This window comes from Pseudomonas anguilliseptica (genome assembly GCF_021375795.1).
GTDB lineage: Bacteria > Pseudomonadota > Gammaproteobacteria > Pseudomonadales > Pseudomonadaceae > Aquipseudomonas > Aquipseudomonas anguilliseptica_A.
Window position 1 is genome coordinate 267,518 of the sequence record NZ_JAEIOI010000003.1, and the last position, 22,382, is coordinate 289,899.

19 protein-coding genes are annotated in these 22,382 nt (G+C 61.3%); 5 read left to right on the forward strand and 14 right to left on the reverse strand.

What is annotated here, in order from left to right; all coding sequences use genetic code 11:
* Positions 1 to 6 precede the first annotated feature (6 nt).
* A complete protein-coding gene (gene thiI, locus IOD17_RS12705) occupies positions 7 to 1,461 on the reverse strand; it encodes a tRNA uracil 4-sulfurtransferase ThiI (RefSeq protein ID WP_233685438.1) in 1,455 nt (484 codons plus the stop codon).
* 327 nt (positions 1,462 to 1,788) lie between these two features.
* Between thiI and glnA the strand changes: the two genes are divergently transcribed.
* From glnA to ntrC, 5 genes are all read left to right on the forward strand, one after another.
* Entirely contained in the window at positions 1,789 to 3,195 is a 1,407-nt protein-coding gene (glnA, locus tag IOD17_RS12710; RefSeq protein WP_233685439.1) for a glutamate--ammonia ligase, read from the forward strand.
* A gap of 225 nt (positions 3,196 to 3,420) precedes the next feature.
* Positions 3,421 to 3,990, forward strand: a complete 570-nt coding sequence (locus IOD17_RS12715) for a DUF4124 domain-containing protein (RefSeq protein ID WP_233685440.1) — start codon at positions 3,421 to 3,423, stop codon at positions 3,988 to 3,990.
* A gap of 3 nt (positions 3,991 to 3,993) precedes the next feature.
* Positions 3,994 to 4,611, forward strand: a complete 618-nt coding sequence (locus IOD17_RS12720; protein WP_233685441.1) for a DUF4124 domain-containing protein — start codon at positions 3,994 to 3,996, stop codon at positions 4,609 to 4,611.
* A gap of 411 nt (positions 4,612 to 5,022) precedes the next feature.
* Positions 5,023 to 6,108 (forward strand): nitrogen regulation protein NR(II), encoded by a 1,086-nt coding sequence (glnL, locus tag IOD17_RS12725; protein ID WP_267925814.1) that lies wholly within the window; start codon positions 5,023 to 5,025, stop codon positions 6,106 to 6,108.
* A complete protein-coding gene (gene ntrC / locus IOD17_RS12730; RefSeq protein WP_233685442.1) occupies positions 6,105 to 7,538 on the forward strand; it encodes a nitrogen regulation protein NR(I) in 1,434 nt (477 codons plus the stop codon). Before glnL ends, ntrC begins: the two co-directional genes overlap by 4 nt.
* A 498-nt stretch (positions 7,539 to 8,036) precedes the next feature.
* On the opposite strand, the gene IOD17_RS12735 is transcribed toward ntrC, so the two are convergent.
* Genes IOD17_RS12735 through IOD17_RS12795 form a run of 13 tightly spaced genes read right to left on the reverse strand, consistent with a single transcriptional unit; the run spans position 8,037 to position 22,379 of the window.
* Positions 8,037 to 11,867 (reverse strand): DUF6701 domain-containing protein, encoded by a 3,831-nt coding sequence (locus IOD17_RS12735; protein WP_233685443.1) that lies wholly within the window; start codon positions 11,865 to 11,867, stop codon positions 8,037 to 8,039.
* Entirely contained in the window at positions 11,864 to 12,259 is a 396-nt protein-coding gene (locus IOD17_RS12740) for a hypothetical protein (RefSeq protein ID WP_233685444.1), read from the reverse strand. The genes IOD17_RS12735 and IOD17_RS12740 overlap by 4 nt, the downstream gene beginning before the upstream one ends.
* The gene (locus IOD17_RS12745) at positions 12,249 to 13,076 is read right to left on the reverse strand and encodes a PulJ/GspJ family protein (protein WP_233685445.1); all 828 of its coding nucleotides are present in this window, start codon (positions 13,074 to 13,076) and stop codon (positions 12,249 to 12,251) included. Before IOD17_RS12745 ends, IOD17_RS12740 begins: the two co-directional genes overlap by 11 nt.
* Before the next feature lie 41 nt (positions 13,077 to 13,117).
* Positions 13,118 to 13,486 carry a type II secretion system protein gene (locus IOD17_RS12750; RefSeq protein ID WP_233685446.1) on the reverse strand — a complete coding sequence of 123 codons (369 nt, stop codon included), beginning with the start codon at positions 13,484 to 13,486 and terminating at the stop codon, positions 13,118 to 13,120.
* 47 nt (positions 13,487 to 13,533) lie between these two features.
* Positions 13,534 to 14,055 carry a prepilin-type N-terminal cleavage/methylation domain-containing protein gene (locus tag IOD17_RS12755; protein WP_233685447.1) on the reverse strand — a complete coding sequence of 174 codons (522 nt, stop codon included), beginning with the start codon at positions 14,053 to 14,055 and terminating at the stop codon, positions 13,534 to 13,536.
* On the reverse strand, positions 13,983 to 14,447 hold the full coding sequence (locus IOD17_RS12760) for a type II secretion system protein (RefSeq protein WP_233685448.1): 465 nt from the start codon (positions 14,445 to 14,447) through the stop codon (positions 13,983 to 13,985). Before IOD17_RS12760 ends, IOD17_RS12755 begins: the two co-directional genes overlap by 73 nt.
* A gap of 28 nt (positions 14,448 to 14,475) precedes the next feature.
* Positions 14,476 to 14,982: a prepilin-type N-terminal cleavage/methylation domain-containing protein gene (locus tag IOD17_RS19395; RefSeq protein ID WP_325175667.1), complete on the reverse strand. Its 507-nt coding sequence runs from the start codon at positions 14,980 to 14,982 to the stop codon at positions 14,476 to 14,478.
* Positions 14,983 to 14,991: 9 nt separating this feature from the next.
* Positions 14,992 to 15,516, reverse strand: coding sequence for a hypothetical protein (locus IOD17_RS12770; RefSeq protein WP_233685449.1), 525 nt, complete (start codon positions 15,514 to 15,516; stop codon positions 14,992 to 14,994).
* Complete coding sequence (locus IOD17_RS12775; protein ID WP_233685450.1) at positions 15,513 to 16,748, reverse strand: type II secretion system F family protein; 1,236 nt, start codon at positions 16,746 to 16,748, stop codon at positions 15,513 to 15,515. The genes IOD17_RS12770 and IOD17_RS12775 overlap by 4 nt, the downstream gene beginning before the upstream one ends.
* A gap of 37 nt (positions 16,749 to 16,785) precedes the next feature.
* Complete coding sequence (locus IOD17_RS12780; protein WP_233685451.1) at positions 16,786 to 18,510, reverse strand: GspE/PulE family protein; 1,725 nt, start codon at positions 18,508 to 18,510, stop codon at positions 16,786 to 16,788.
* Positions 18,510 to 19,847: a tetratricopeptide repeat protein gene (locus IOD17_RS12785; RefSeq protein WP_233685452.1), complete on the reverse strand. Its 1,338-nt coding sequence runs from the start codon at positions 19,845 to 19,847 to the stop codon at positions 18,510 to 18,512. Before IOD17_RS12785 ends, IOD17_RS12780 begins: the two co-directional genes overlap by 1 nt.
* The gene (locus IOD17_RS12790; protein ID WP_233685453.1) at positions 19,844 to 20,776 is read right to left on the reverse strand and encodes an ExeA family protein; all 933 of its coding nucleotides are present in this window, start codon (positions 20,774 to 20,776) and stop codon (positions 19,844 to 19,846) included. The genes IOD17_RS12785 and IOD17_RS12790 overlap by 4 nt, the downstream gene beginning before the upstream one ends.
* Before the next feature lie 4 nt (positions 20,777 to 20,780).
* Positions 20,781 to 22,379, reverse strand: a complete 1,599-nt coding sequence (locus IOD17_RS12795; RefSeq protein WP_233685454.1) for a pilus (MSHA type) biogenesis protein MshL — start codon at positions 22,377 to 22,379, stop codon at positions 20,781 to 20,783.
* Positions 22,380 to 22,382: the final 3 nt, after the last annotated feature.

Genomic DNA, 22,382 nt, shown 5'->3' on the forward strand with positions numbered 1-22,382 from the left:
GGCGTTTTATGTCGGACGATAAACGCGCACATTGGCATGCCCCTCGCTGAGCAGGTGGTGGGCATGCAAACGGCTCATGATGCCTTTGTCGCAATACAGCAGGTATTGGCGCGCGGCATCCAGCTCCTTGAAGCGGCTGTTCAGGGCATAGAACGGCAACGCTTGTACTTCGATACCGGGCAGCTCCAGCGGCTGCTCTTCGGCGCTATCCGGGTGGCGGATGTCGATGATCACGTGCCCGGCCAGGGCTTCGCTGACTTCCTCGACCTTGACGTCCTTGCCCAGCTCGTCGATCACCTTGTCGATCGGCAGCAAGGTGGCGCGTTGCAGTGCGCGCTCGAGGATGGCCATGTCGAACTGCCGCTCTTCGTGTTCGATGCGGTCTTTCTTGGCGCGCGTGGTCGGGTTCACCGAAATCACGCCGCAGTATTCGGGCATGTGCTTGGCGAACTCGGCGGTGCCGATCTGCGTGGCGGTGTCGATGATGTCTTGTTTATGGCTGGCAATCAGCGGACGCAGCACCAGCATGTCGGTGGCCGAATCGATCACCGAGAGGTTGGGCAGGGTCTGGCTGGACACCTGGGAAATCGCCTCGCCCGTGACCAGGGCATTGAGCTGCAACTGCTCGGCCATGCGAGTGGCGGCGCGCAGCATCATGCGCTTGAGGATCACGCCCATCTGGCTGTTGTCGACCTTGCCGAGAATCTCGCCGAGCACTTCCTCGAACGGCACGCTGATAAACAGCACGCGCTGCGAACTGCCGAACCTCTCCCACAAATAGTGCGCCACTTCCATCACGCCCAGTTCGTGGGCACGACCGCCAAGGTTAAAGAAGCAGAAGTGGGTCACCAGACCGCGGCGCATCATCTGATAGGCCGCCACTGTGGAGTCAAAGCCGCCGCTCATCAGCACCAGGGTCTGCTCCAGCGAGCCCAGCGGGTATCCACCCAGGCCTTCATGCTGGTGATGAATGACGAACAGGCGCTGGTCGCGGATTTCCATACGCACAATAACGTCGGGATCTTTCAGCGAGATGCCGGTCGCGCCGCACTGCTGACGCAGCTGACTGCCAACATAGCGCTCGACATCCATGGAGCTGAAGGCGTGCTTGCCGGCACGCTTACAGCGCACGGCGAAGATCTTGCCCGGCAGCTGATCGGCGAAGTGCAGCTTGCACTTTTCCAGCACATCGTCGAAATCACCCAGCGGGTATTCATCGACTTGCAGGAAGTGGGTGATGCCTGGCGTGCAGCTCAGGCGCTCAATCATCGCCTGCAGGGTTTTTGGCTCACTGATCTGGGTTTCGACTTCCAGGTTGTCCCACACACCGCTGACCTGCAGCTGTGGATCGAACTCACGCAAAACCGAACGAATATTCTTCGCCAGCTGCCGGATAAAGTGCTTACGCACCGGCCGACTTTTAATGGTGATTTCCGGGAAGACTTTAACGATCAGTTTCATGAAAACGCTGCGTGCCGAGGCGGCCAAAAAACAGGGGCGCGGATTATAGCGGAAATTGCTCAAGCTTTGATCAAAAATCCTCACAACACAAAAGCACGCACCATTAAAGAGCGCATCACAAATTGCACGCCCTATAACAGTGCAAATATTTCCTGAGCAGCGCTGCGCAGCCCCCGCCAGCCTTGAGTTTCAGGGCTTACACCCATTCCTGTGCACTGGCATGCAATTTGCTCCCTTGTGAGGCAGGATGCCCTGGCGGAGTATGCCGGCGGCCGTACCGTACTATTGAGGGCTCACGATTCGAGCCTTATCCACCTGGAGGACAGCATGTCGAAGTCGATTCAACTGATTAAAGAACACGACGTGAAGTGGGTTGACCTGCGCTTCACCGACACCAAGGGCAAACAGCACCACGTGACCATGCCGGCACGCGACGCGCTGGACGAAGACTTCTTCGAGCATGGCAAGATGTTCGATGGCTCCTCCATCCATGGCTGGAAAGGCATCGAAGCCTCCGACATGATCCTGCTGCCGGTTGACGAAACCGCCGTACTGGATCCGTTCACCGAAGAGCCGACCCTGATCATCGTCTGCGACATCATCGAGCCAAGCACCATGCAGGGCTACGATCGTGACCCGCGCTCGATCGCCAAGCGCGCTGAAGAATTCCTGAAAACCACCGGCATCGGCGACACCGTATTCGTTGGCCCGGAGCCGGAGTTCTTCATCTTCGACCAGGTCAAGTTCAAGTCGGACATCTCCGGCTCGATGTTCAAGATCTACTCCGAGCAAGGCTCCTGGATGACTGACCAGGACGTCGAAGGCGGCAACAAGGGCCACCGCCCAGCCGTCAAAGGTGGTTACTTCCCAGTTCCGCCGTGCGACCACGACCACGAAATCCGTACTGCCATGTGTAATGCCATGGAAGAAATGGGCCTGGTCATCGAAGTTCACCACCACGAAGTGGCGACTGCCGGCCAGAACGAAATCGGTGTGAAGTTCAACACCCTGGTTGCCAAGGCTGACGAAGTTCAGACCCTGAAGTACTGCGTACACAACGTGGCCGATGCCTACGGCAAAACCGCTACCTTCATGCCGAAGCCGCTGTACGGCGACAACGGTTCGGGTATGCACGTACACATGTCCATCTCCAAAGATGGCAAGAACACCTTCTCCGGCGAAGGCTATGCCGGCCTGTCCGATACCGCTCTGTACTTCATCGGCGGCATCATCAAGCACGGTAAGGCCCTGAACGGCTTCACCAACCCGTCGACCAACTCCTACAAGCGTCTGGTCCCAGGTTTCGAAGCTCCGGTCATGCTGGCTTACTCGGCGCGTAACCGTTCGGCTTCGATCCGTATCCCATACGTTTCCAGCCCGAAAGCTCGCCGTATCGAAGCGCGCTTCCCGGATCCGGCTGCCAACCCGTACCTGGCCTTCGCTGCGCTGCTGATGGCCGGTATCGACGGTATCCAGAACAAGATCCACCCTGGCGATGCTGCCGACAAGAACCTGTACGACCTGCCGCCAGAAGAAGGCAAGCTGATCCCGCAAGTGTGCGGCAGCCTGAAAGAAGCCCTGGAAGAGCTGGACAAAGGCCGTGCGTTCCTGACCAAAGGCGGCGTGTTCTCCGACGACTTCATCGATGCCTACATCGAGCTGAAATCCGAAGAAGAAATCAAAGTACGCACCTTCGTACACCCGCTGGAATACGACCTGTACTACAGCGTCTAAGCCAGACTCGCGCCGCCTTGCGGCGCGTTCGAAAGCCCTGCCCGGCCCTGCCTGGCGGGGCTTTTTTATAGCTGCGCACTATCGGCCTGCACCCGCAGGTTTTGCTGCGCGCACCCTGCGGAATATTCACGCTTTCACCTCCCGTATCACAATGTCGCTGCTCGGCGCTTGCCAGCGCGCGCGACCGGTGCAAGGCTTAGGGCACATTATTAAGGAGAGTCAGGCATGCGCCCTCTACTTATCTGCCTGCTGCTGGGCCTGGCATTGCCGGCCAGCGCGCAGATCTACAAATACACCGACGCCAACGGCAATACGGTATTCACCGACCAGCCGCCGGAAGGCCAGGCGACGCAGAACGTCGAACTGCCCAAAACCAATAGCGTGACCCTGGCCGTACCCGCCGCCCCAGCGCCCAGCACACCGGCCGACAGCGGCACGGCAGCAGCCCCCTACAGCAACCTGCAACTCACCGGCTTGCCCAGCGATGAAGCACTGCGCGCCAATAACGGCACCTTCACTGTCGACGTGGCAATTGAACCGCGCCTGGCCAGCAACCACCTGCTGCGTTTACTGCTGGACGGCAAACCCCATGGCCAGCTCAGCAACGCGCCACGCCTGCAGGTAAGCAACGCCGACCGCGGCGAACACAGCCTGGCAGTGGAAGTGCTGAGTGCAGGCAAGCCCATCCAGCAGAGCCCCACGGTGACTTTCACCGTACAGCGGGTGAATACCAGCAGCCCGGCACTGCGACCGCCACCACCGCCACCCAAACCCAAGCCGAAGCCAGCCACCTGACCTATGCGAACTCTGCTGTTCTGCAGCCTGATGCTGCTCACTCTGCCCAGCCTGGCACAGGTCTATACCTACATTGATGCCGACGGTAACCGGGTGTTTACCGACAAGCCCAAGTCCGGCAATGCCGAACGCGTTGAGCTGGCACCGAGCAACGCCATGTCGCCTCAGCCGGTATCGGCGGCACCGGTCATGGTTGCACCACCAGAGCCGGGGCTGCGCTACAGCTTGCTGCGTATCCTGGTGCCGCAACCGGATGCCACCATCCGCGACAGCGCCGGCAACCTGATCGTCAGCGTCAACAGCGAGCCCAACCTCTACCCACAGCACAGCTACCGCCTGCTGCTGGACGGCGCACAGGTCGGCGAAGTGGGTAGCAGCCCGGTGTTCCCGCTGGAAAATATCGACCGCGGCACCCATCAACTGGCGGTGGAAATCATCGACCAACAAGGCCGCATCATCGAACGCACGCCCAGCCAGCCATTCCACATGCTGCGCATTTCCCTGGCGCAGAAGCGCATGGTCACCCCCTGCAAGAAGGCCGACTACGGCGTACGCCCGGAGTGTCCACTCAAGGACAAGCCACCGGAAAAGAAAGACATTCCCTTCGTGCCTTTTCTCTAGGCCTGTCCAATAGCGTGCAGCATCTGTTGCTCTCAACACCGAGCGTGAGGTTCCCCGGCTCGTAGGGTGCGCCGTGTTGCTCGCCTGCCGGAACACACCCCGCCCATTCCGTGTATCGCGGTGCGCACAGCGCACCCTACACATTGGGATGTAGCCTTTCTCTAGCGCCTATCGCTGCCTCAGCCCATGCATCCGGACGGAGGCAAAACCATCAATGCACCAATAAGGTGCGATAGGCGCCACGCATTTCTATACTCTCCCTGTTTTGGGTCGCAGCAAGGCGCTCTACTGCGCTGAAAAGCAGCCTACTCGCAGCATTCCACGGCTAGACACGCTTCTTTTCGGGGCTTTGGTTTGCTTCTTGCATTTTCCAGCGGCATTGCCGGAACCCAAGGGCCTGCGACATTCCATATGATCATCAATGACGCGCTGCACCGCCTGCTGCTGGACAACCTGACCACTGCCACGCTGCTGCTCAACGACGACCTGCGTCTTGAGTACATGAACCCGGCAGCGGAGATGCTCCTGGCCGTCAGTGGTCAACGCAGTCACGGGCAATTCATCAGCGAGCTGTTTACCGAATCCAGCGAAGCGCTCAGCGCGCTGCGCCAAGCCGTCGAACACGCTCATCCGTTCAACAAGCGTGAAGCCGTACTGACCTCAATCAGCGGCCAGACCCTGACTGTCGACTACGCCGTCACCCCGGTGCTTAACCGTGGCGAGACCCTGCTGCTGCTGGAAGTGCACCCGCGCGACCGTCTGCTGCGCATCACCAAGGAAGAGGCGCAGCTGTCCAAGCAGGAAACCACCAAGATGCTGGTGCGCGGCCTGGCTCACGAGATCAAGAATCCATTGGGTGGCATCCGTGGCGCGGCGCAACTGCTGGCTCGCGAGCTGCCCGAAGAAAGCCTCAAGGATTACACCAACGTGATCATCGAGGAGGCCGACCGCCTGCGTAACTTGGTCGACCGTATGCTCGGCTCGAACAAGCTGCCCTCCCTGGCGCTGACCAACGTGCACGAAGTGCTGGAGCGAGTCGGCAGCCTGGTGGAAGCGGAAAGCCAGGGCAGCATCATTTTGGTGCGCGATTACGACCCGAGCATTCCGGACGTGCTGATCGACCGTGAACAGATGATCCAGGCCGTGCTGAATATCGTGCGCAACGCCATGCAGGCGCTGGCTGCGCAGAGCGATCTACGCCTGGGCCGCATCACCCTGCGCACCCGCACCCTGCGCCAGTTCACCATTGGCCATTGCCGCCATCGCCTGGTGACCAAGATCGAGATCATCGACAACGGCCCCGGCATTCCGCCCGAGCTGCAGGAAACCATCTTCTATCCCATGGTCAGCGGGCGTGCCGACGGCACCGGCCTGGGCCTGGCCATTACCCAGAACATCATCAGTCAGCATCAAGGCCTGATCGAGTGCGAGAGCCACCCTGGCCACACCGTGTTCTCGATCTTCCTGCCGCTGGAACAAGGAGTAACGCCGTCATGAGCCGCAGTGAAACCGTCTGGATTGTCGATGACGACCGCTCCATCCGCTGGGTGCTGGAAAAGGCTCTGCAACAGGAAGGCATGACCACCCAGAGCTTCGACAGCGCCGATGGCGTACTCGCCCGTCTGAGCCGTCAGCAACCCGATGTCATCATCTCCGATATTCGCATGCCCGGCGCCAGCGGCCTCGACCTGCTGGCACGCATCCGCGAGCTGTACCCGCGCCTGCCTGTGATCATCATGACCGCGCATTCCGACCTGGACAGCGCGGTGGCCTCCTACCAGGGCGGCGCCTTCGAATACCTGCCCAAGCCGTTCGATGTTGACGAAGCCGTTTCGCTGGTCAAGCGCGCCAACCAGCACGCCCAGGAACAGCAGAGCCTGGCCGCCCCCGTCGAGCAGCCGCGCACCCCGGAAATCATCGGCGAAGCGCCGGCGATGCAGGAGGTGTTTCGCGCCATCGGCCGTCTGTCGCACTCCAACATCACCGTGCTGATCAACGGCGAATCCGGTACCGGTAAAGAACTGGTCGCCCATGCCCTGCACCGCCACAGCCCGCGTGCGGCCTCGCCGTTTATCGCGCTGAACATGGCGGCGATTCCAAAAGACCTGATGGAGTCCGAGCTGTTCGGCCATGAAAAAGGCGCCTTTACCGGCGCGGCCAACCAGCGTCGTGGACGTTTCGAGCAGGCCGACGGCGGCACCCTGTTTCTCGATGAAATCGGCGATATGCCGGCCGATACCCAGACTCGCCTGCTGCGCGTACTGGCGGATGGCGAGTTCTATCGGGTCGGCGGGCATACCCCGGTGAAGGTCGATGTACGCATCATCGCCGCCACCCACCAGAATCTGGAAAGCCTGGTGCAAGCCGGCAAGTTCCGTGAAGACCTGTTCCACCGCCTCAACGTGATCCGCATCCACATCCCGCGCCTGTCGGATCGCCGCGAAGATATCCCCACCCTGGCCCGGCACTTCCTCAGCCGCGCTGCGCTGGAATTGGCGGTCGAACCCAAGCTGCTGAAAAGCGAAACCGAAGACTACCTGCAACAACTGCCGTGGCCGGGCAACGTGCGCCAGCTGGAAAACACCTGCCGCTGGATCACCGTCATGGCCTCCGGCCGTGAAGTGCACATCGACGACCTGCCGCCGGAGCTGCTCAGCCAGCCGCAGGAAAGTGCACCGGTGAGCAACTGGGAACAGGCGCTGCGCCAATGGGCAGACCAGGCCTTGGGCCGTGGCCAGTCCAGCCTGCTGGATACCGCCGTACCGGCCTTCGAGCGAATCATGATCGAAACCGCGCTCAAGCACACCGCCGGCCGCCGCCGCGATGCCGCCGTGCTGCTGGGCTGGGGCCGCAATACCTTGACCCGCAAGATCAAGGAACTGGGCATGAACGTCGACAGCGCCGATGACGAGGATGGCGACGACTAAGGCCTGTTAAAGCCTTATGGCGGACCGCGTAACCGCAACGTCGGTTACGCGGACTTGACCTGCGGCACGCATCACCCACCGCTCACCTGTAGGAGCACGCCATGCGTGCGATGCGCGGGCATGGCCCGCGCCTACAAATCTCAGCATTCCATGGGCAGCACATCGCTTAACGAACGGGCATTCGTTCGTAGCAGCGGTTTTCTTTGGCCCATGCAAACCCACCGAAAATGCTCCAGAGCAATGCACCGCTCTCGCACCAATGCACAGCGGCGGTTCATCCAGAGGATTGGCAACGTACCCGTCGCCACCGTTAAAACACCCTGTAATCCAGCGTTTACCGGGCCTGCAGCCAACGTAATAAAACTGGCACACAGCCTGCATAGACTCAAGTAATCCCAGTTTTGGGGACCTTGGTACAGGCAGGCCGGGGATTCCCCTCTTTTACACCGCAGACAAAAAGGCCACCTAAACAGGTGGCCTTTTTGCTTTCCGTCCCGGCTAGCGATAGACCTCGCGCCGGAAGATCAGCGGCGCAGCACCTTTGTAGATGCCGAAGGTGGCGAGGCCGCGAGCAGCCGTACGGTTGGCACCGTCCCAGGGGTAGTGCAACCAGCTGGGTGCGGCAGGGAAGCTGACTTGCGCCGAACCATCATTGCCGGCTCCAGGGGCACTCAGGAGCACCTGCCGCTCATCTGGGTCGAGTGGCCAACTCAGGCTGGCCGTGGTCTCACCCGCCGCGAGATTGCCGCTGAACTGATCCAGTTGCGCCGCTCCCAGGCTAGCGGCAGTGGTGCAATTATCCAGGCCTTCGGGCTGGAAGCTGCCGCCCGCAACATCCTGCCAACTCTCCAGCACCAGAGGCAGACCCAGACCTTGCAGCTCCGGGCCATGGGCATTGCCTATACGCAGACGACCGAGACGTATTTGGCTGCCAAGGTTATTGGCTGCTTCCACCGTAAAGTCGTAGCTGAAACTCTGGCAACCAGCTCCCGTTCCGTAGCAGACCTCCTGAAGCTGATCCACTTCACGCAGGCTAGCGGCGGCAAAGGTCTGGCGTATTTGCGCCGCGAACGGGTAGTCGTCGCTGCTGGGCGCAGTCGCGGGCTGATAGAGCAACTGCTCGCCCAGCCAGCTATAAGTACGCGCCCCATCACCGTCATTCGCTCCTGACACGCTTAGCAGATCCGCCCCCTGGCGGGCCAGGCGTGCATCTCTGGCAAGGCTCCCGGTAACAGAGCTATAGGTACCCACAGATGGAGCAGGCAATTTCCAGAAAGCACCACGGTCATAGTTTCTGGTGACATCACCGCCACGGTTTCTGGCGGCAAGGGTCAGTGTCGGCTGACGATTGGCGGCAAACCCCATCGGTTGTCCCTGATAAGTAAAGGCACTGCCACAACTGGTCGTCAGGCTGGCATTGCCTGACGCACTCAGGTAGGCGGGAATAAAACGTCCGACCAACGCGCTGCTACCGCCGCTGACTGTTTCCGCATCCAGGTAGCCGCCTGCCGGAGGCGTGGCCGTGATGGTAAAGACACCGACCTCGGAAACCGAGCGGTTTGCAATGGTCGAATTACCCAACACATGGTTGTAGGTATTTGGTGTTAACACACCATTTTCACCCCCGCTCGGAGCCACCACCGAACTCCCCAGAGTGATGCCATTGAGGCGAAAGTTGGGGGTGGTGATATTCCCACTGCATAGCTGCGCTGCCGTCAGCGCCTCGCCATCAGCTTCCCAGCCCACCGCGCGAATGGTCAGCGGGAAATTGTCGCCAGCACGGATACCGCCGGGGAACACCGCACAACTGGCGTCATTGCAGTTGGTATTGGCGGCCAGGGTGCTGGCCGTCTGCAAACAAAGGCCATAGGGCTTGCTGACAAACAAATCCGTCCCATTCATCTGCAAGCCACTGTCACCTGTGCCCGCGCTACCTGAATAGCTGGCACTCAGGCTTCTCTGCCCCGCATCGTTGTAGCGTACGGTTAATGGTGCCCGACCATTGCCGTCGAAACTCAGCGACAGGTTGGTTACTGCCGCCGAGATACTGCTGCCATTGACCACTACCGGCTGGGTACCGCTGTTGGGGTCAACATAGGCCGCAGTAAAGCCAATGGTGCGTGTGACATTGGCAAAAGCCGGTACACACAACGCGGCATTATCAGCCTTGCGTACCGCCGTAATGCTGGCATCAGTGGGCTTGGCCGCCAGCATATTGGGTACATCCAACAGAAAACCGCTGTCTGCATAACTGATTGTGCAATTGGCCGTCGAGCACACCGGCACACTCAGTGGTTTGGTAGCCGGTGATGAATTACTGACACCAATACTGAGGTTACCCACTGTCGTCCGCTGCAGCCGAGCTGCCGCAGTGCCGCCACTGAAATTGAGCACATTGCCACCGTTCAAGGTGGCAGGAGCCACCGCGCTCCAACCCGTGGTAGGCGTCAAGGTTACGCTCACCGGGTCGGTATACAGACTGCTGCAACTGGCATTCAGGCAAGCTTGCACCGTTACATCCTGAGGCTTACAGGTCAGGGCCTGGCCGGAATAGGTAAATCGAAAATGATCGATCTGCTGGCCAATCGGGTTGATCCGCGTTGCGCAGACCTGAAAGTCATCGAGTTCGTGGATATTGTTCGAACCGCCAGTGGAGCCGGTCAATGACACGAAGAAGTCGCTGGGCAAAGCCGCCTGGTTAGCGTTCGCCATAGCATTAAAGGGTGCGATCAGGGTGCTGAAACCGGAGCCAGTATTGCGCTCGACCGACACCAGTGTGCTGCCCGTCGTGCGGCTGTCCAGCGTGATCCGGTAGATATGCCCTGGCCCGGGCGTGGCGCCAGAGACATCAACACCCGGATTGAGATTGGCTGCCGTGCCCGCCAGGTACCGGTAGTTCGAGGTGCCGCTGCCGGAGCCACGAATGGACACCGAGTCCTGGCGTAAACCGGGGCCGCCAATACGTGTTTCCGTCGGATTGGAGAAGTTGCCGTATTCATCCAGGGCAATCCCCAACCAGCCACCGGCAAAACCGCTGGTACCGTTCAACTGCGCATAGCCGAGTGAACCGCCATAACCGCCCGGCTGCGGCGTGATCGAGGCATCGGAAAAAATCACCGCCACGCCATCGGCACCGTTGCCGTTATAGGCGTAGTACTTGAACTGCACCTGAACAAAGTTGCCAGTGGCCGGTAACAGACGCTGTAGGGTGGCCCCCGTGGCCACATTGCCGGTGTTATCCGTCAGGCGCATGCGGTTACCCACTGTTCTGGGCACACCAAAACTGCCGTTACGGCTGGTCACCGCCCAGTTGTCGGTGCCCAGGCTGGCGCGGTCGAAGCTGTCGGTAAAACAGCTGGAGATCGGGCTGCCATCGCACAAGTTACTCGGGGTGGTCACGCTGGGCGAACAGGTGCCATAGACCTTACTGCTACCGGTGCCACTGATGGAGCTGTTCCAGCCGCCGCCCGTGACATTGCCGTACACCGTGCTGTTGTTGAGGGTAATGGTGTTGCTGTTGCTGACAGTGCCCGTGATCGTGCTGTTGTTGATCTCCAGCTCATTGCTGGAGCTGATATTGCCGGTGACATAGGCACCGCTGATGGTGATCTTGCAGCAGTTGCCGTTGATATTTGCATTGATGGTGCCGCCCGAGAAGGACGAGACACCGTTGGTGGCCGTGATGGTGCCACTGAAATTGCTGTTGCTGGCGGTAATGCCGTTGGTCGCGGTGGCGGCGCCGATCACAGTGGTGTTGGTAAAGGATGCATTGCCATTGGTACTCGCCGAGCTGGACAAGGTGCCACCCGTGACGCTCAAACCGTTGGTAAAGCTCACATTACCGCCAACATTGGTATTGCTCAGACTGCCATTACCGGTGCCCGTGACGTTGCCCGAGACGCTGGAGTTTGTCAGCGTGACGCTGCCGCTGGCCGTTTCAATAAAGCCGTTGATGGTGACGTTGGTCAGGGTGATGGCCGCGCTGCCGTTTCGGACATTGCCGTTGATGGTGGTCGCGCTATGCGGCGCGATAGTGGTGATCTGGTTGTAGGAAGCCTGCAGGGTAATCGGGTTGCTGGCCGTACCGATGGTGTTGCCACGCAGGGCGAAACCACCATCGGCGCTCAGGGTCAGCGCACTGCTGCTGGTCAGGGTATCGCCGCTGGCAAAGCTGATCTGGCCACTGCAGGTGTTGGTTGCCTGATTCCAGTTGCCCGCTCCGCCCTGGCAAGGCGCAAATGTCGCGCTCGGCAGGGTGTAATTGACTGCCAGTGCATTGCCACTCAACAGCAGCAGCCCGACAACCAGGCAACGCAGGAACATATTCATGGTCGCTCCACCACCGAGGTTATCTGCCGATAGGCATAGTCCGGGTTGCCCGGCTGACCAGCCTCGGCTCGGGCCGTAATACTGAAGAACTGCACAGCCAGGCGGTTTTCTTCGGGAATATTGACCGCTGCCGATGGTGTGCAGGTCACCGCAACCTGAAAACCACCGAGCGCGAAATTCGTACAGCCCTGGCCAGCCAGCACCCGGACAATGCCGTACTCAATCCCCGCGCGCGCCGCCTGGTAGGCCCGCGCCTGCTGGATGGCCAGGCTGGTGGTGGCATTCTGGGTCACCGCCAGGCGCGCCATCGCGGCGATCACCAACGCCACGATGATGATCAGAAACATTGCCGCTACCAGGCCAAAGCCGGCCTCATTTCGTTCAGGGCGCATTGTCGACATGAACCTGCTGCAAGAGGCTGATGGATTCGCCGTTGGCACTCAGCGTCAGCCGAATCGTCACCAGACCGCTGCGAATATTGGTGCCCGGCGTGTAGGTAAAACTGCTGTTGGCACAATCCACCTGATCGACCACGGTCGCCGCAGCGCTGTAGTCATAGTTGGCCGCCAGCGAGTCGAATTCGCCACGCCATAACCGGCCATTGGCGCAGCGATAGCCCACCACCTGATCGGCAAGGAAGAAACGATGCTGCGGTGATGCATAACGGAAGCGAAAGCCATTAATCGCCGCCCCCGTCAGGCGCAAATCAGAGCCCTGCACGCTGATGCTGACTCGTGGACTGATCACCGAGGGGGCGCCTGCCGCCGGCGTCCAGACGTTATTGCCAGCCCCGGCGCTACCAACGTTGTAGATCACCATCCACAGATTGGCCGGCAAGGCCAGTTCATTCAGTTGCAGCGGCCCGGCAAAAGGAATGGCGCAAGGCGAAGCGACGCACACCGGCGGATCCTGAAGCACACCGCCCGCCAGATTGGCGCGATAACGCCCCCCCGACGGTGCCCGCAACAACTCCAGCGCCCCGCCATTGATACGCACCGAGTTGGGCACTGCCAGGCGCACGTCGCGGGCCATGCGATTGACCGCCGTGGCGGCCAGATCGACCAGTTCGGCGCGGCGGCTCTGGTCGACAAAGCCCTGCATCGGCCGCGACATCACCGTGCCAATCATCACCGCCACCAACCCCGAGAGGGCGATCACCATCACCAGCTCGACCAGGGTAAAGCCATGGCCGGTATAAGCCACCGACACAGGCGTACGGGCCGCTGACCGAGTGCAAGCGGGCCGGCGCATCAGTAGTTAGTCCTGAAGCCGTCGAGGCTTAGGGTTTGCCCGCTCGGATCACTGACCGTAACGCGTATGCGGGTTGCCGGTGTTCCATTCAGCGTCACCGTGGTATCGACGCCGACAGCCACCTGATAACCCGGCAAAATCGCATTACCGTTGATGTCCTGTGCCGCTTGCGCGGCCTGTGCAGCGGCCGGTAAGTCGGCATAAGCACGAGCACTGATGGCTTCCAGATAGGCCTCGGCCAAGGCCAGGCTTTGCTGACGCAGCATTGGGTCGGCCGAGCGCCCGGTAATACTGACCATGGCTGAAAACATCGCGGCGGCGGCAATGCCGATCACCACAATGGTGATCACCAGCTCAACCAGCGTCATCCCGCGCTGCCGAGACCAGCGGCCACCCCGCACAGACTCTCGCCCGTTCACGGTGTGGTCCCGATAAAACCGGTAACCGGGTTGACGCTCAAAACAAAGGCACCGTTGCCCAGATTTGCAGTGTTAGCCGCACCAGCAGCGCCACCCAGGGAATTGAAAGTGATATCCAGAGCAGTCGTCATCGTCACGCTCTCCGGCTTGCTGGCGGCATAGTTACCACCCGACGGGTTGGCCACTGCACTACCGGCGGCCAACGGACCACAGGCCTGCGAATAGGTCAGCGCATAGCCCGCGTTATTGATCTGAGTGCGAATTGGGCAGCCACTGGCCACCGCCAGCTTCTGCCCGTAACGCACTGCCGCCAGGCTTTCTTCAAAAAACAGGCGTTCATCGAACACCTGCCGATCAAAGAAACGCGGCCCTACCACGGCGGCGAGAATGCCGATCAGCACAATGACCATCAGCAACTCGACTAGGGTAAAGCCACGCACAGGGGTTAGCAGCCAGTGGTAGTACGGACAATAGTCGGAGCCACCGTCGCAGTGGCTGCGGTATAAACCACCTGACATGCAGTCGCAGTAGTTGCACCTTTCGCCTGTACAGTGGTTGTGGTGGCTGCGGTCGTAACAACAAAATCGCCCGTATTGGTGTTATCAGTAGCACTGGTACCTGTGATATTTGCCGCCACTACGATACCTGCAGGACTGGCATAACCGTTGGTAATTGCAACAGCGGCACCCTCCAGAGTAACAGTCGCTGGGCTCGTACCAGCCGCCAGAAATGCCGAACGCGTGATTGCACTGGCCGATTTCATGGAGCCCTCAACACCCTGGATGGTTGCACGCCGTGCGTCGGCACCAAAATCCGCAAACCGCGGCAATGCAAACGCCGCCAGAATGCCCAGAATTACAATCACCATAATCAGCTCGATCAGGGTAAAACCGCTTTGTTGCTTCTTCATCGGTACTTCCTCATTGCAGTAAAGGGGGTTAAGGGGTGGTGCGATCAAAGTTGGTGGTCACGGTGCCGTTGCTGGAGTCATAGACGATGCTGTCGTTGAGGTCATCCAGCTGGTAGGTGTAGGTGCAGATCGCGCCGGCGGCTGAGGCGATGTAATCCACCGGGTTGGCGGGGGTCGAGGCGGTGCCCACGCGTGGCGCCGAGCCCTGCAGGATGGCATTCCACACCTGCACGCAGTTGAGGACGTCGGCGGTGCCGACCGGCCAGCCCTGGGCGTTCACATCCACCGTGCCGTCACCAAAGCCGACCACATCGGTGTTTGGCGTGGTGTCGTTGCCATTGCCGCGATTGACCTCCCACTGCGCGCGCACCAGCAGCACGGCCGAGGCCAGCGCCCCACCGGCACCGCGTACGGCGGCTTCGTGGGCATCCTTGGTGACGTTGATAAAGCGCGGCAAGGCCACCGCAGCGAGCACGCCGAGGATGACGATGACCACCACCAGTTCGATCAGGGTGAAACCCCGGTTGTGTTGCATGGCGCTCTCCTACTCAATCAACCCCTGCGCGGCAATCTGCGCCTGGGGTACTGCCTGAAGTTCAAGGGCCAGACCTCTGCCCTGCCAGTGTGCACCTGTCGCTGTAGCCTGAGAAACCGCCTGCACCCGGTAGGCCTGCAGCTCGGTCGAGTCTTTTGCCCATCCGTCACTGAAGCGCCAGCGGTACAGCACCCAACCGGGCTCAGCCAACCAGTACCAGCAGCCACGGGTGGGCGTGTCACCACGCGCCAGCTCGCCGCAGTAGTTGTCCTGTTGCCAGCGCAGCAACAGGAACGGATTACCGACCAGCATGCCGCGCGTCAGCAAACGGTCCTGCGCCAGCTGCTCGGCCGTGAGGCTCGCCAGGCTGCTGGCCAGGTGCTCACGGGTGGCCTGCTGCGCACGGCGCTCACTGACCTGGACGATCTGCCAGGTCAGGGCCAACAGCACCGCCAGCAGCATCAGGCCGGTCAGCATCCAGCCGAGCCGACGCGCCAGGCGCACGCGCCCTTGCAGCTGGTATTCACCGCTCAACGGCCACCCTTGGCCGCCGAAGCCAGCTCCCACATCGGCAGGAACACACCCAACGCCAACACCAGCACCATGATGCCCATCGCCACAATCAGAATAGGCTCGATGGCATCGGCCAGCTGCTTGAGGTCGTAATCCACTTCCTGCTCGTAGAAATCCGCTACCTCGACAAACAGGTCGTCCAGTGCGCCGGTCTCTTCACCAACGGCCATCATTTGCAACACCAACGGGGTAAACAGGCCGCTGGCAGAGGCGGTACGGGTCAACGCCTCGCCCCGTTCAATGCCTTCACGCATGGCCAGAATCGCCTGGCCGATATAGCGATTGCCCACGCTGGCGCTGTTGATCGACAGGGTCTGCAACAGCGGCACGCCGGCGCGGTACATCATCGCGAAGGTCCGGGTGAAGCGCGCCAAAGCGATCCGCTCGAAAATCCCACCGACAATCGGCAGGCGCAGTTTGATCTGGTCCCATTTCAAGGCACCGGCATCGGTCTCGATCCATTTGAAAAAGCCAAACAGGCTGCCACCGAACAACAGCGCCAACAGCCACCAGAAATCCTGGAAGAACTGCGAGGTGCCGATCAGGATTTGCGTGGCCCAGGGCAAATCCGCCTTGAACTGGGCAAACACCTTGGCAAACGCCGGGATCACGAACAGGTTGATCACCACCAGCGCCACCGCCATGGCAGACAGCACGAACAGCGGGTAACGGGTGGCCTGTTTGATGCGTTTGCGGGTTTCGCGCTCCAGCTCCAGATACACCGATAACTGGCGGAAGGCCTGATCAAGCTGGCCGGTGTTTTCCCCGACGCTGATCATGCTGACAAACAGGGTGTTGAATACTTTGGGGTGGGCGTTGAGCGCCACGGCCATGCCCTGCCCGCCTTCCAGATCACTGCGCACCGCCTGCAACACTTCGCGCAGGTAGAGGTTGCGGCTGGATTCGGCCAGGCCGCCAATCGCACGAATGATCGGCACGCCGGCCTTGCTCAGGCTGTACATCTGCCGGCAGAAGATAATCAGCTCTTCAAGGTCGACATGTTTGCGCCGCAGGCTTTCCTTGAGCTGGGCGAATACGTCGTTGTCGCTGGCCTGGGCTTGCTCCTCGATGGTCAGCGGGGTAATGCGTTCAGCCAGCAGTTCGCTGGCCAGGCTGTCCGCCGAGCCGGCTTCGCGGCTGCCGCTGACCTTGCTGCCCTGGGCGTCGCGGCCGGTGAAGTGAAACTGGCTCACCGCACGACCTCCCGGTACCAAGCGCTAGCCCTAGGCATCAGACCACCCCTTCATCGGTGAGGGTGGCACAGACTTTCAGCACCTCTTCCACACTGGTCACCCCGGCCAGGGCGTAATCCAGTGCGCAAGCGGCCAGTGGGCGGTAATTGGCGCTGGCCTGCGCGGCCTCGGCAAAGCCCTGGGGATCGTTGCGGCGCAGCGCGGCGATCATGCCGTCGTCCATTTCCAGCAGTTCGTAAACGCCCACCCGGCCGGCATACCCGGTGTTGTGACACTGGTGACAGCCCGCTCCGCGCTTGAAGCTGCGCCCGAGCAGCGGGGCCTTGTAGAGGCTTTCCAGCCAGACCAACTGGCGGGCATCCGGGGTGTGCTCCTGCATGCAGTTCTCGCACACCCGCCGAACCAGACGCTGAGCCAGCACGGCATTCAGCGAAGTGGCGACGAGAAACGGCTCGGCGCCCATGTCGATCAGGCGCATGGCCGAGGTCAGCGCATCGTTGGTGTGCAGGGTCGACAGCACCAGGTGACCGGTGAGTGCAGCGCGCAGGCCGATCTCGGCGGTTTCCTGGTCACGCATCTCACCGATCAGCACGATGTCCGGGTCCTGACGCAACGCGGCGCGCAACACGCGGGCAAAGCTCAGGTCGATCTTGGCGTTGACCTGCACCTGGTTGATGCGCGGCAGGCGGTATTCCACCGGGTCTTCCACGGTGATGATCTTCTTCTCCGGGCTGTTCAGCTCGGCCAGCCCGGCATACAGCGTGGTGGTCTTACCGGAGCCGGTAGGCCCGGTGACCAGCACCAGGCCGAACGGACGTTGCAGCAGGCGGCGAAAGCGCACCAGCATGTCCGGCGGCATGCCGCTGGCTTCCAGGGTGGAAACGCCGCCTGTCTGGTCGAGCAGACGCATGACCACCGACTCGCCGTACTGCACCGGCATGGTCGAAACCCGCACATCGATGTTGTGGCCCTTGACGCGGATATTGAACCGGCCGTCCTGGGGCAGGCGCTTCTCGGAAATATCCAGCCCGGACATGATCTTCAGGCGCATCACCAGGGCCGAGGCCACGCGCGCCTCTTTCATCACCTGTTCGCTGAGCACACCGTCGATACGCTGACGAATGCGCACCACGCCTTCGTCGGGCTCGATGTGGATGTCCGAGGCTTTCATCTGCACAGCGTCTTCAAACAAGGTTTGCAGCAGGCGCACCACCGGGGCTTCGGTGTTGCTATCGGCACCGAGTTTGGACAGGTCGAAGTCGCTGTCCTTGAGCTCGCCTTCCAGCTCGCCGGCAATAGAGGCGATTTCACTGGTGCGGCGGTACACCGTATCCAGCGTTGCCAGCAGCTCCGCCTCGCGCACCACCGCCGGGCGCACGCGAACCTTGAGAATGCGGTCCATCTCGTCCAGGGCAAACAGATCGAGCGGGTCGGACATGCCCACCAGCAGGCCATCACCTTCGCGTGACAGCACCAGCGCGCGGAACCTTCGGGCCATGGCCTCCGGCAGGCGCTGCACCAGTTCCTGATCGAACTTGAAATGCTTGAGGTCGATAAACGGAATCTTCATCTGCTCGGACAAGGCGGTGAGCAGACGCACCTCATCGACGAAGCCCATGTCGACCACCGTGCGCCCCAGCTTGGAGCCAGTGCGTTTCTGGTCCTGCAGGGCCAGTTGCAGCTGTGCATCGCTGAGCAGACCGGCCTGGATCAGCAGGTCACCCAAGCGCACCTTGCGCTGACGAATATCACTTTCAGGCATCAACGGCCTCCCAGCGTCTTAGCGCGTTCACTGGCAAAGCGCCGGGCGCTGTCGTCCAGGCCCAGCCCCTGTAGGGCCAGACGGTAATGGCGGCCTGCTTCGGCCGATTGGTCAAGCTGCTCCAGAGCAATCGCCAGGCCCAGTTGCCAGGTTGACTGGCTGGGGCGCAGGGCAACCATGCGGCGGTACAACTCGACGCTGTTCTGCCATTGCCCGGTCTGCTGGTAGCTGGCCGCCAGCAGGGCAAAATACGTGGGTTCCTGCTCCAGGCGTGGCGGGTTCTGTTCCAGGGTCGCCACCGCGCCCTCGTTATCACCCGCCTGTAGCTGCGCGCGTGCCAGCAGCAGACGCAGTTCGCTGTCATCGGGCAGTTGCGCCAGCTGCGCCGGCAGCCAGGTGAGCAGGCGCTGCTGATCGCCAGCAGCCAGATAGGCACGGGCCAGCCAGCGCAACACTTCCGGATCCCGCCCACGGGTCTTTTGCAGGTTTTCCAGCAGGCTGATCGCCCGGGCGTTGTCACCGTCCTGCATGGCCTGCCGCGCCAGCGCCAGAGAGTCGGGCTGATGCGTGGCAATCTTCACTTGCGGGGCGCTGGCCGCTGGCGCCGGCTGAGCGGCCGCAGGTGGTGCGGCGGCAGGCAACGGTGCGTTGACCCAGGCCGGCATAGGTGCCTCGACCTGTGCTGGCGCAGCCTCGGCAGGCGGCAGGTTATCCAGCACCAGCGGCTCATCGTCTACCGCGACCGCCGTATTCATTGGCACTTCCACCCAGAGCATCCAGCGATCACCGGCCGCCTCCAGGCGGTCGCGGACATCCAGGCTGTCACCCAGACCGACCAGCAGAATCTGCACATCCGCACCTTTGTTCTCTACGCGCCAGGACAGGCTGCGCCCCTCACGCTGCACACGGCTCTGTTGCGGCTCACCGACCAGCTGGCTGTCCTTCAGGCGCAGGCTGACGGCACCGCTTTCCTCGCTGCGCTGGTAGGTCACGCTGCGATCCAGCAGCAGCTGCAACACCAGCCCACGGGCATCATGTTGCGGCAGAACATCAAGCACCTGTACCGGCAGTTGCACAACCGGCGCAGGTGCCACGGGGCGGGTGACGGTTGCCAGATCCGGCACCCCCTTGACCACACGACCGATCATCAGGCCGACCAGCACGCCAATCAGAATCACCGCCATCAGCCAGATGGAGCCACGGCGAATGCGCTCATAGCGGTCGCGCCGTGCGGCGGCGGCTTCATCCACGGCGTACAGACCATCCAGCTGCAAGCGCTCATTGGGCGCAGCGCGGCGGGTTTCCAGATCGCGCAGCATGTCGTTGACCAGGCTCATGGCAGCCACTCCCGCCAGTACTCCAGCCAGGGCCAGGCACCCACCAGCAGAACGATGGACAGAGCCCCGGCCGCCACACTCCAACCCAGCCAGGGTGAACGACGGCGCAGAAACGGTTGCGCCCCTTCGGTATCCAGTTGCGCACGTTTGACATGGCTGACACGCACCTGACGCATACCTTCGCCAAAGGCGACCATCAGTGCCTTGTGCGCGAGAATGTTCAACAACCGTGGGATACCCCCGCTACCCTGCACCAGACGACGCACGGCGGCTGTATCAAACAGCGGCTCGCCGCGATAACCGGCAACCGCCAGGCGTTCATTCAGGTAGCGGCTGGTGTCTTTCTCGTCCAGCGCGCGCAGCTGGTAGGAAAAGGTGATGCGCTGTCGCAGCTGACGAAACTCCGGGCGGGCCAGGGTTGCATCCAGTTCGGGCTGGCCGAATAGCACCACTTGCAGCAGCTTGGCCTGCTCGGTTTCCAGGTTGGTCAGCAGGCGCAGGGCCTCGAGGGTGGCAGTCGGCAGCGCCTGGGCTTCGTCGATCAGCAACACCGTGCTCTTGCCGGCAGCAGCCAGCTCGATCAAACGCCGGTGCAGGGCATCGAGTACGGCCTGGGTATCCAGGTCTTCGACCCCTGCTATGCCCAGCTCACGCGCCAAGGCCTGGCGCAAACCCACCGGGCTCATGCCTGGGTTGGGCAGGTAAGCCAGCTGATACCGAACATCATCCAGCTCATTGAGCAGCGTGCGGCAGAGCAGGGTTTTACCGGTGCCCACTTCGCCGGTGACCTTGATAAAGCCTTCGCCCTCACCGAGTGCCACGCGCAGCAGGTTGAGGCATGCCTGATAGGGCGCCAGCTGCACCAGAAAACCGGTGTTCGGGGTCAGCGCGAAGGGTTTTTCGTGCAGACCAAAGAAGGCTTCATACATCGGCCTATCTCAGCTCCTTGAAGGTTTGTGCACTCTTGCGCAGCTCGTTCAGCCAGACCTCATCGCTGACCACTTGCGGCCGCATGAGAATCACCAACTCGCTCTGCTGCAGCGCCTTGCGCTGTTGCTTGAACAGGTTGCCGACAATCGGCAGGGTGCTGGCCCAGGGAATGCTCGCATCGGTGTTTTCATTGTTGTTCTGCAACAGACCGCCGATCACCACCACCTGGCCACTGCGGGCACGCACGATGGAGTCGGACTGACGCGTGGTGGACAGGGCCAGCGGCAGGTTGAACACATTGTCCTGGCCCAGGGCGATGGTCTTGTTCTGGTCACGCACGCGGCTGACGGTCGGCCGCACATGCAGGGTCACGGTGTCGTTCTGGTCGATCTGCGGAGTTACATCCAGGGAGATACCGGAGAAGAACGGCGTCAGGGTGATGTCCTGGGTCGGCTCAGTAACCCCGCCCACGGTGGCGGTGGAGCCGGTGGACGACACATTGGTGACGAAGAACTCGTCTGTACCGACCTTGATCACCGCCTTCTGGTTATTCAGCGTGGAAATCCGTGGGCTGGACAGCACACGCACTTCGCCCTGGGTTTCCAGCAACTCGATCAGGCCGGTGAAGTCACCCAGGGTCAGGGCAATGCCAAATACCCCATCGACCCCAGTTGGGCCACTCAACGCTGCACCTGCCAGGGAACTGCTGACATCGCCGCCCAGCTGATCCCAGCTGATCCCGGCCTGGAAGCCATCGGACAGCTGCACCTCAAGAATCTTGGTTTCCAGAATCACCTGGCGTTGCAGGTTGAGCTGCGCCTGCTCAAGGAACCGCGCGACGTTCTCCTGGGCGGCGCTGTGTGCGCGCACCACCAGCAGGCTGGCCTGCGGGTTGATCATCACGCTGCTGTTGCTGTCGCCGGCCACGATCATTTCGACTACCTGGCGCACTTCATTCCAGAAGTCGACATTGCTGGAAGTGCTGACCTGGCTGGCGTTCAGCGTGGTCACGGTATTGCTGTTGCCGCCCCCCGTGTTATTGGCGCTGTTGTTGCCGGAATTATTGTTGCTGGTGCTTTCCACCTGTCCGGAGCTGACCCTGGTATCGGTCTGACCGATGCGCTGCAGGTTGAGGTAGTTGATGTCGTAGCTGCGGGTGATCACCTGGTTGGGCAGGATCTGATAGCCATAGCTGGTGCGGCGGAAGTCATAGCCATAACTGTCACGCACAGCCGCCAGCACTTCATCGAGGGTGACCCGGCGCAGGCTGAAGGTGATGGTACCGGTGACGTCCGGGTGCACCACCAGGTTCTGCCCGGCACCGTCCATCAGGCTGAGGAAGAAGTCACGCGCCGGCATGTCCTTGGCCGCTACATCAAAACGCGGGCCGCTGCTGAAACCACTGCCCAGCGGAGGGATCAGTGCCGCCTGCACAGCCAGCGGCGGCATCACCTTGGGCGTGGCCTGGGCCTGCTTGAGGCTGTCATCCAGCAACTTGCTGCTTTGCTCATAGAGTTGCGCGTCGCCATCCTTGAAGGTTTGGCAGGCCACAAGCAGGCAGCTCAGGCTCAACAGGCAGACACTGGGCAAAAATCTGATCATGGG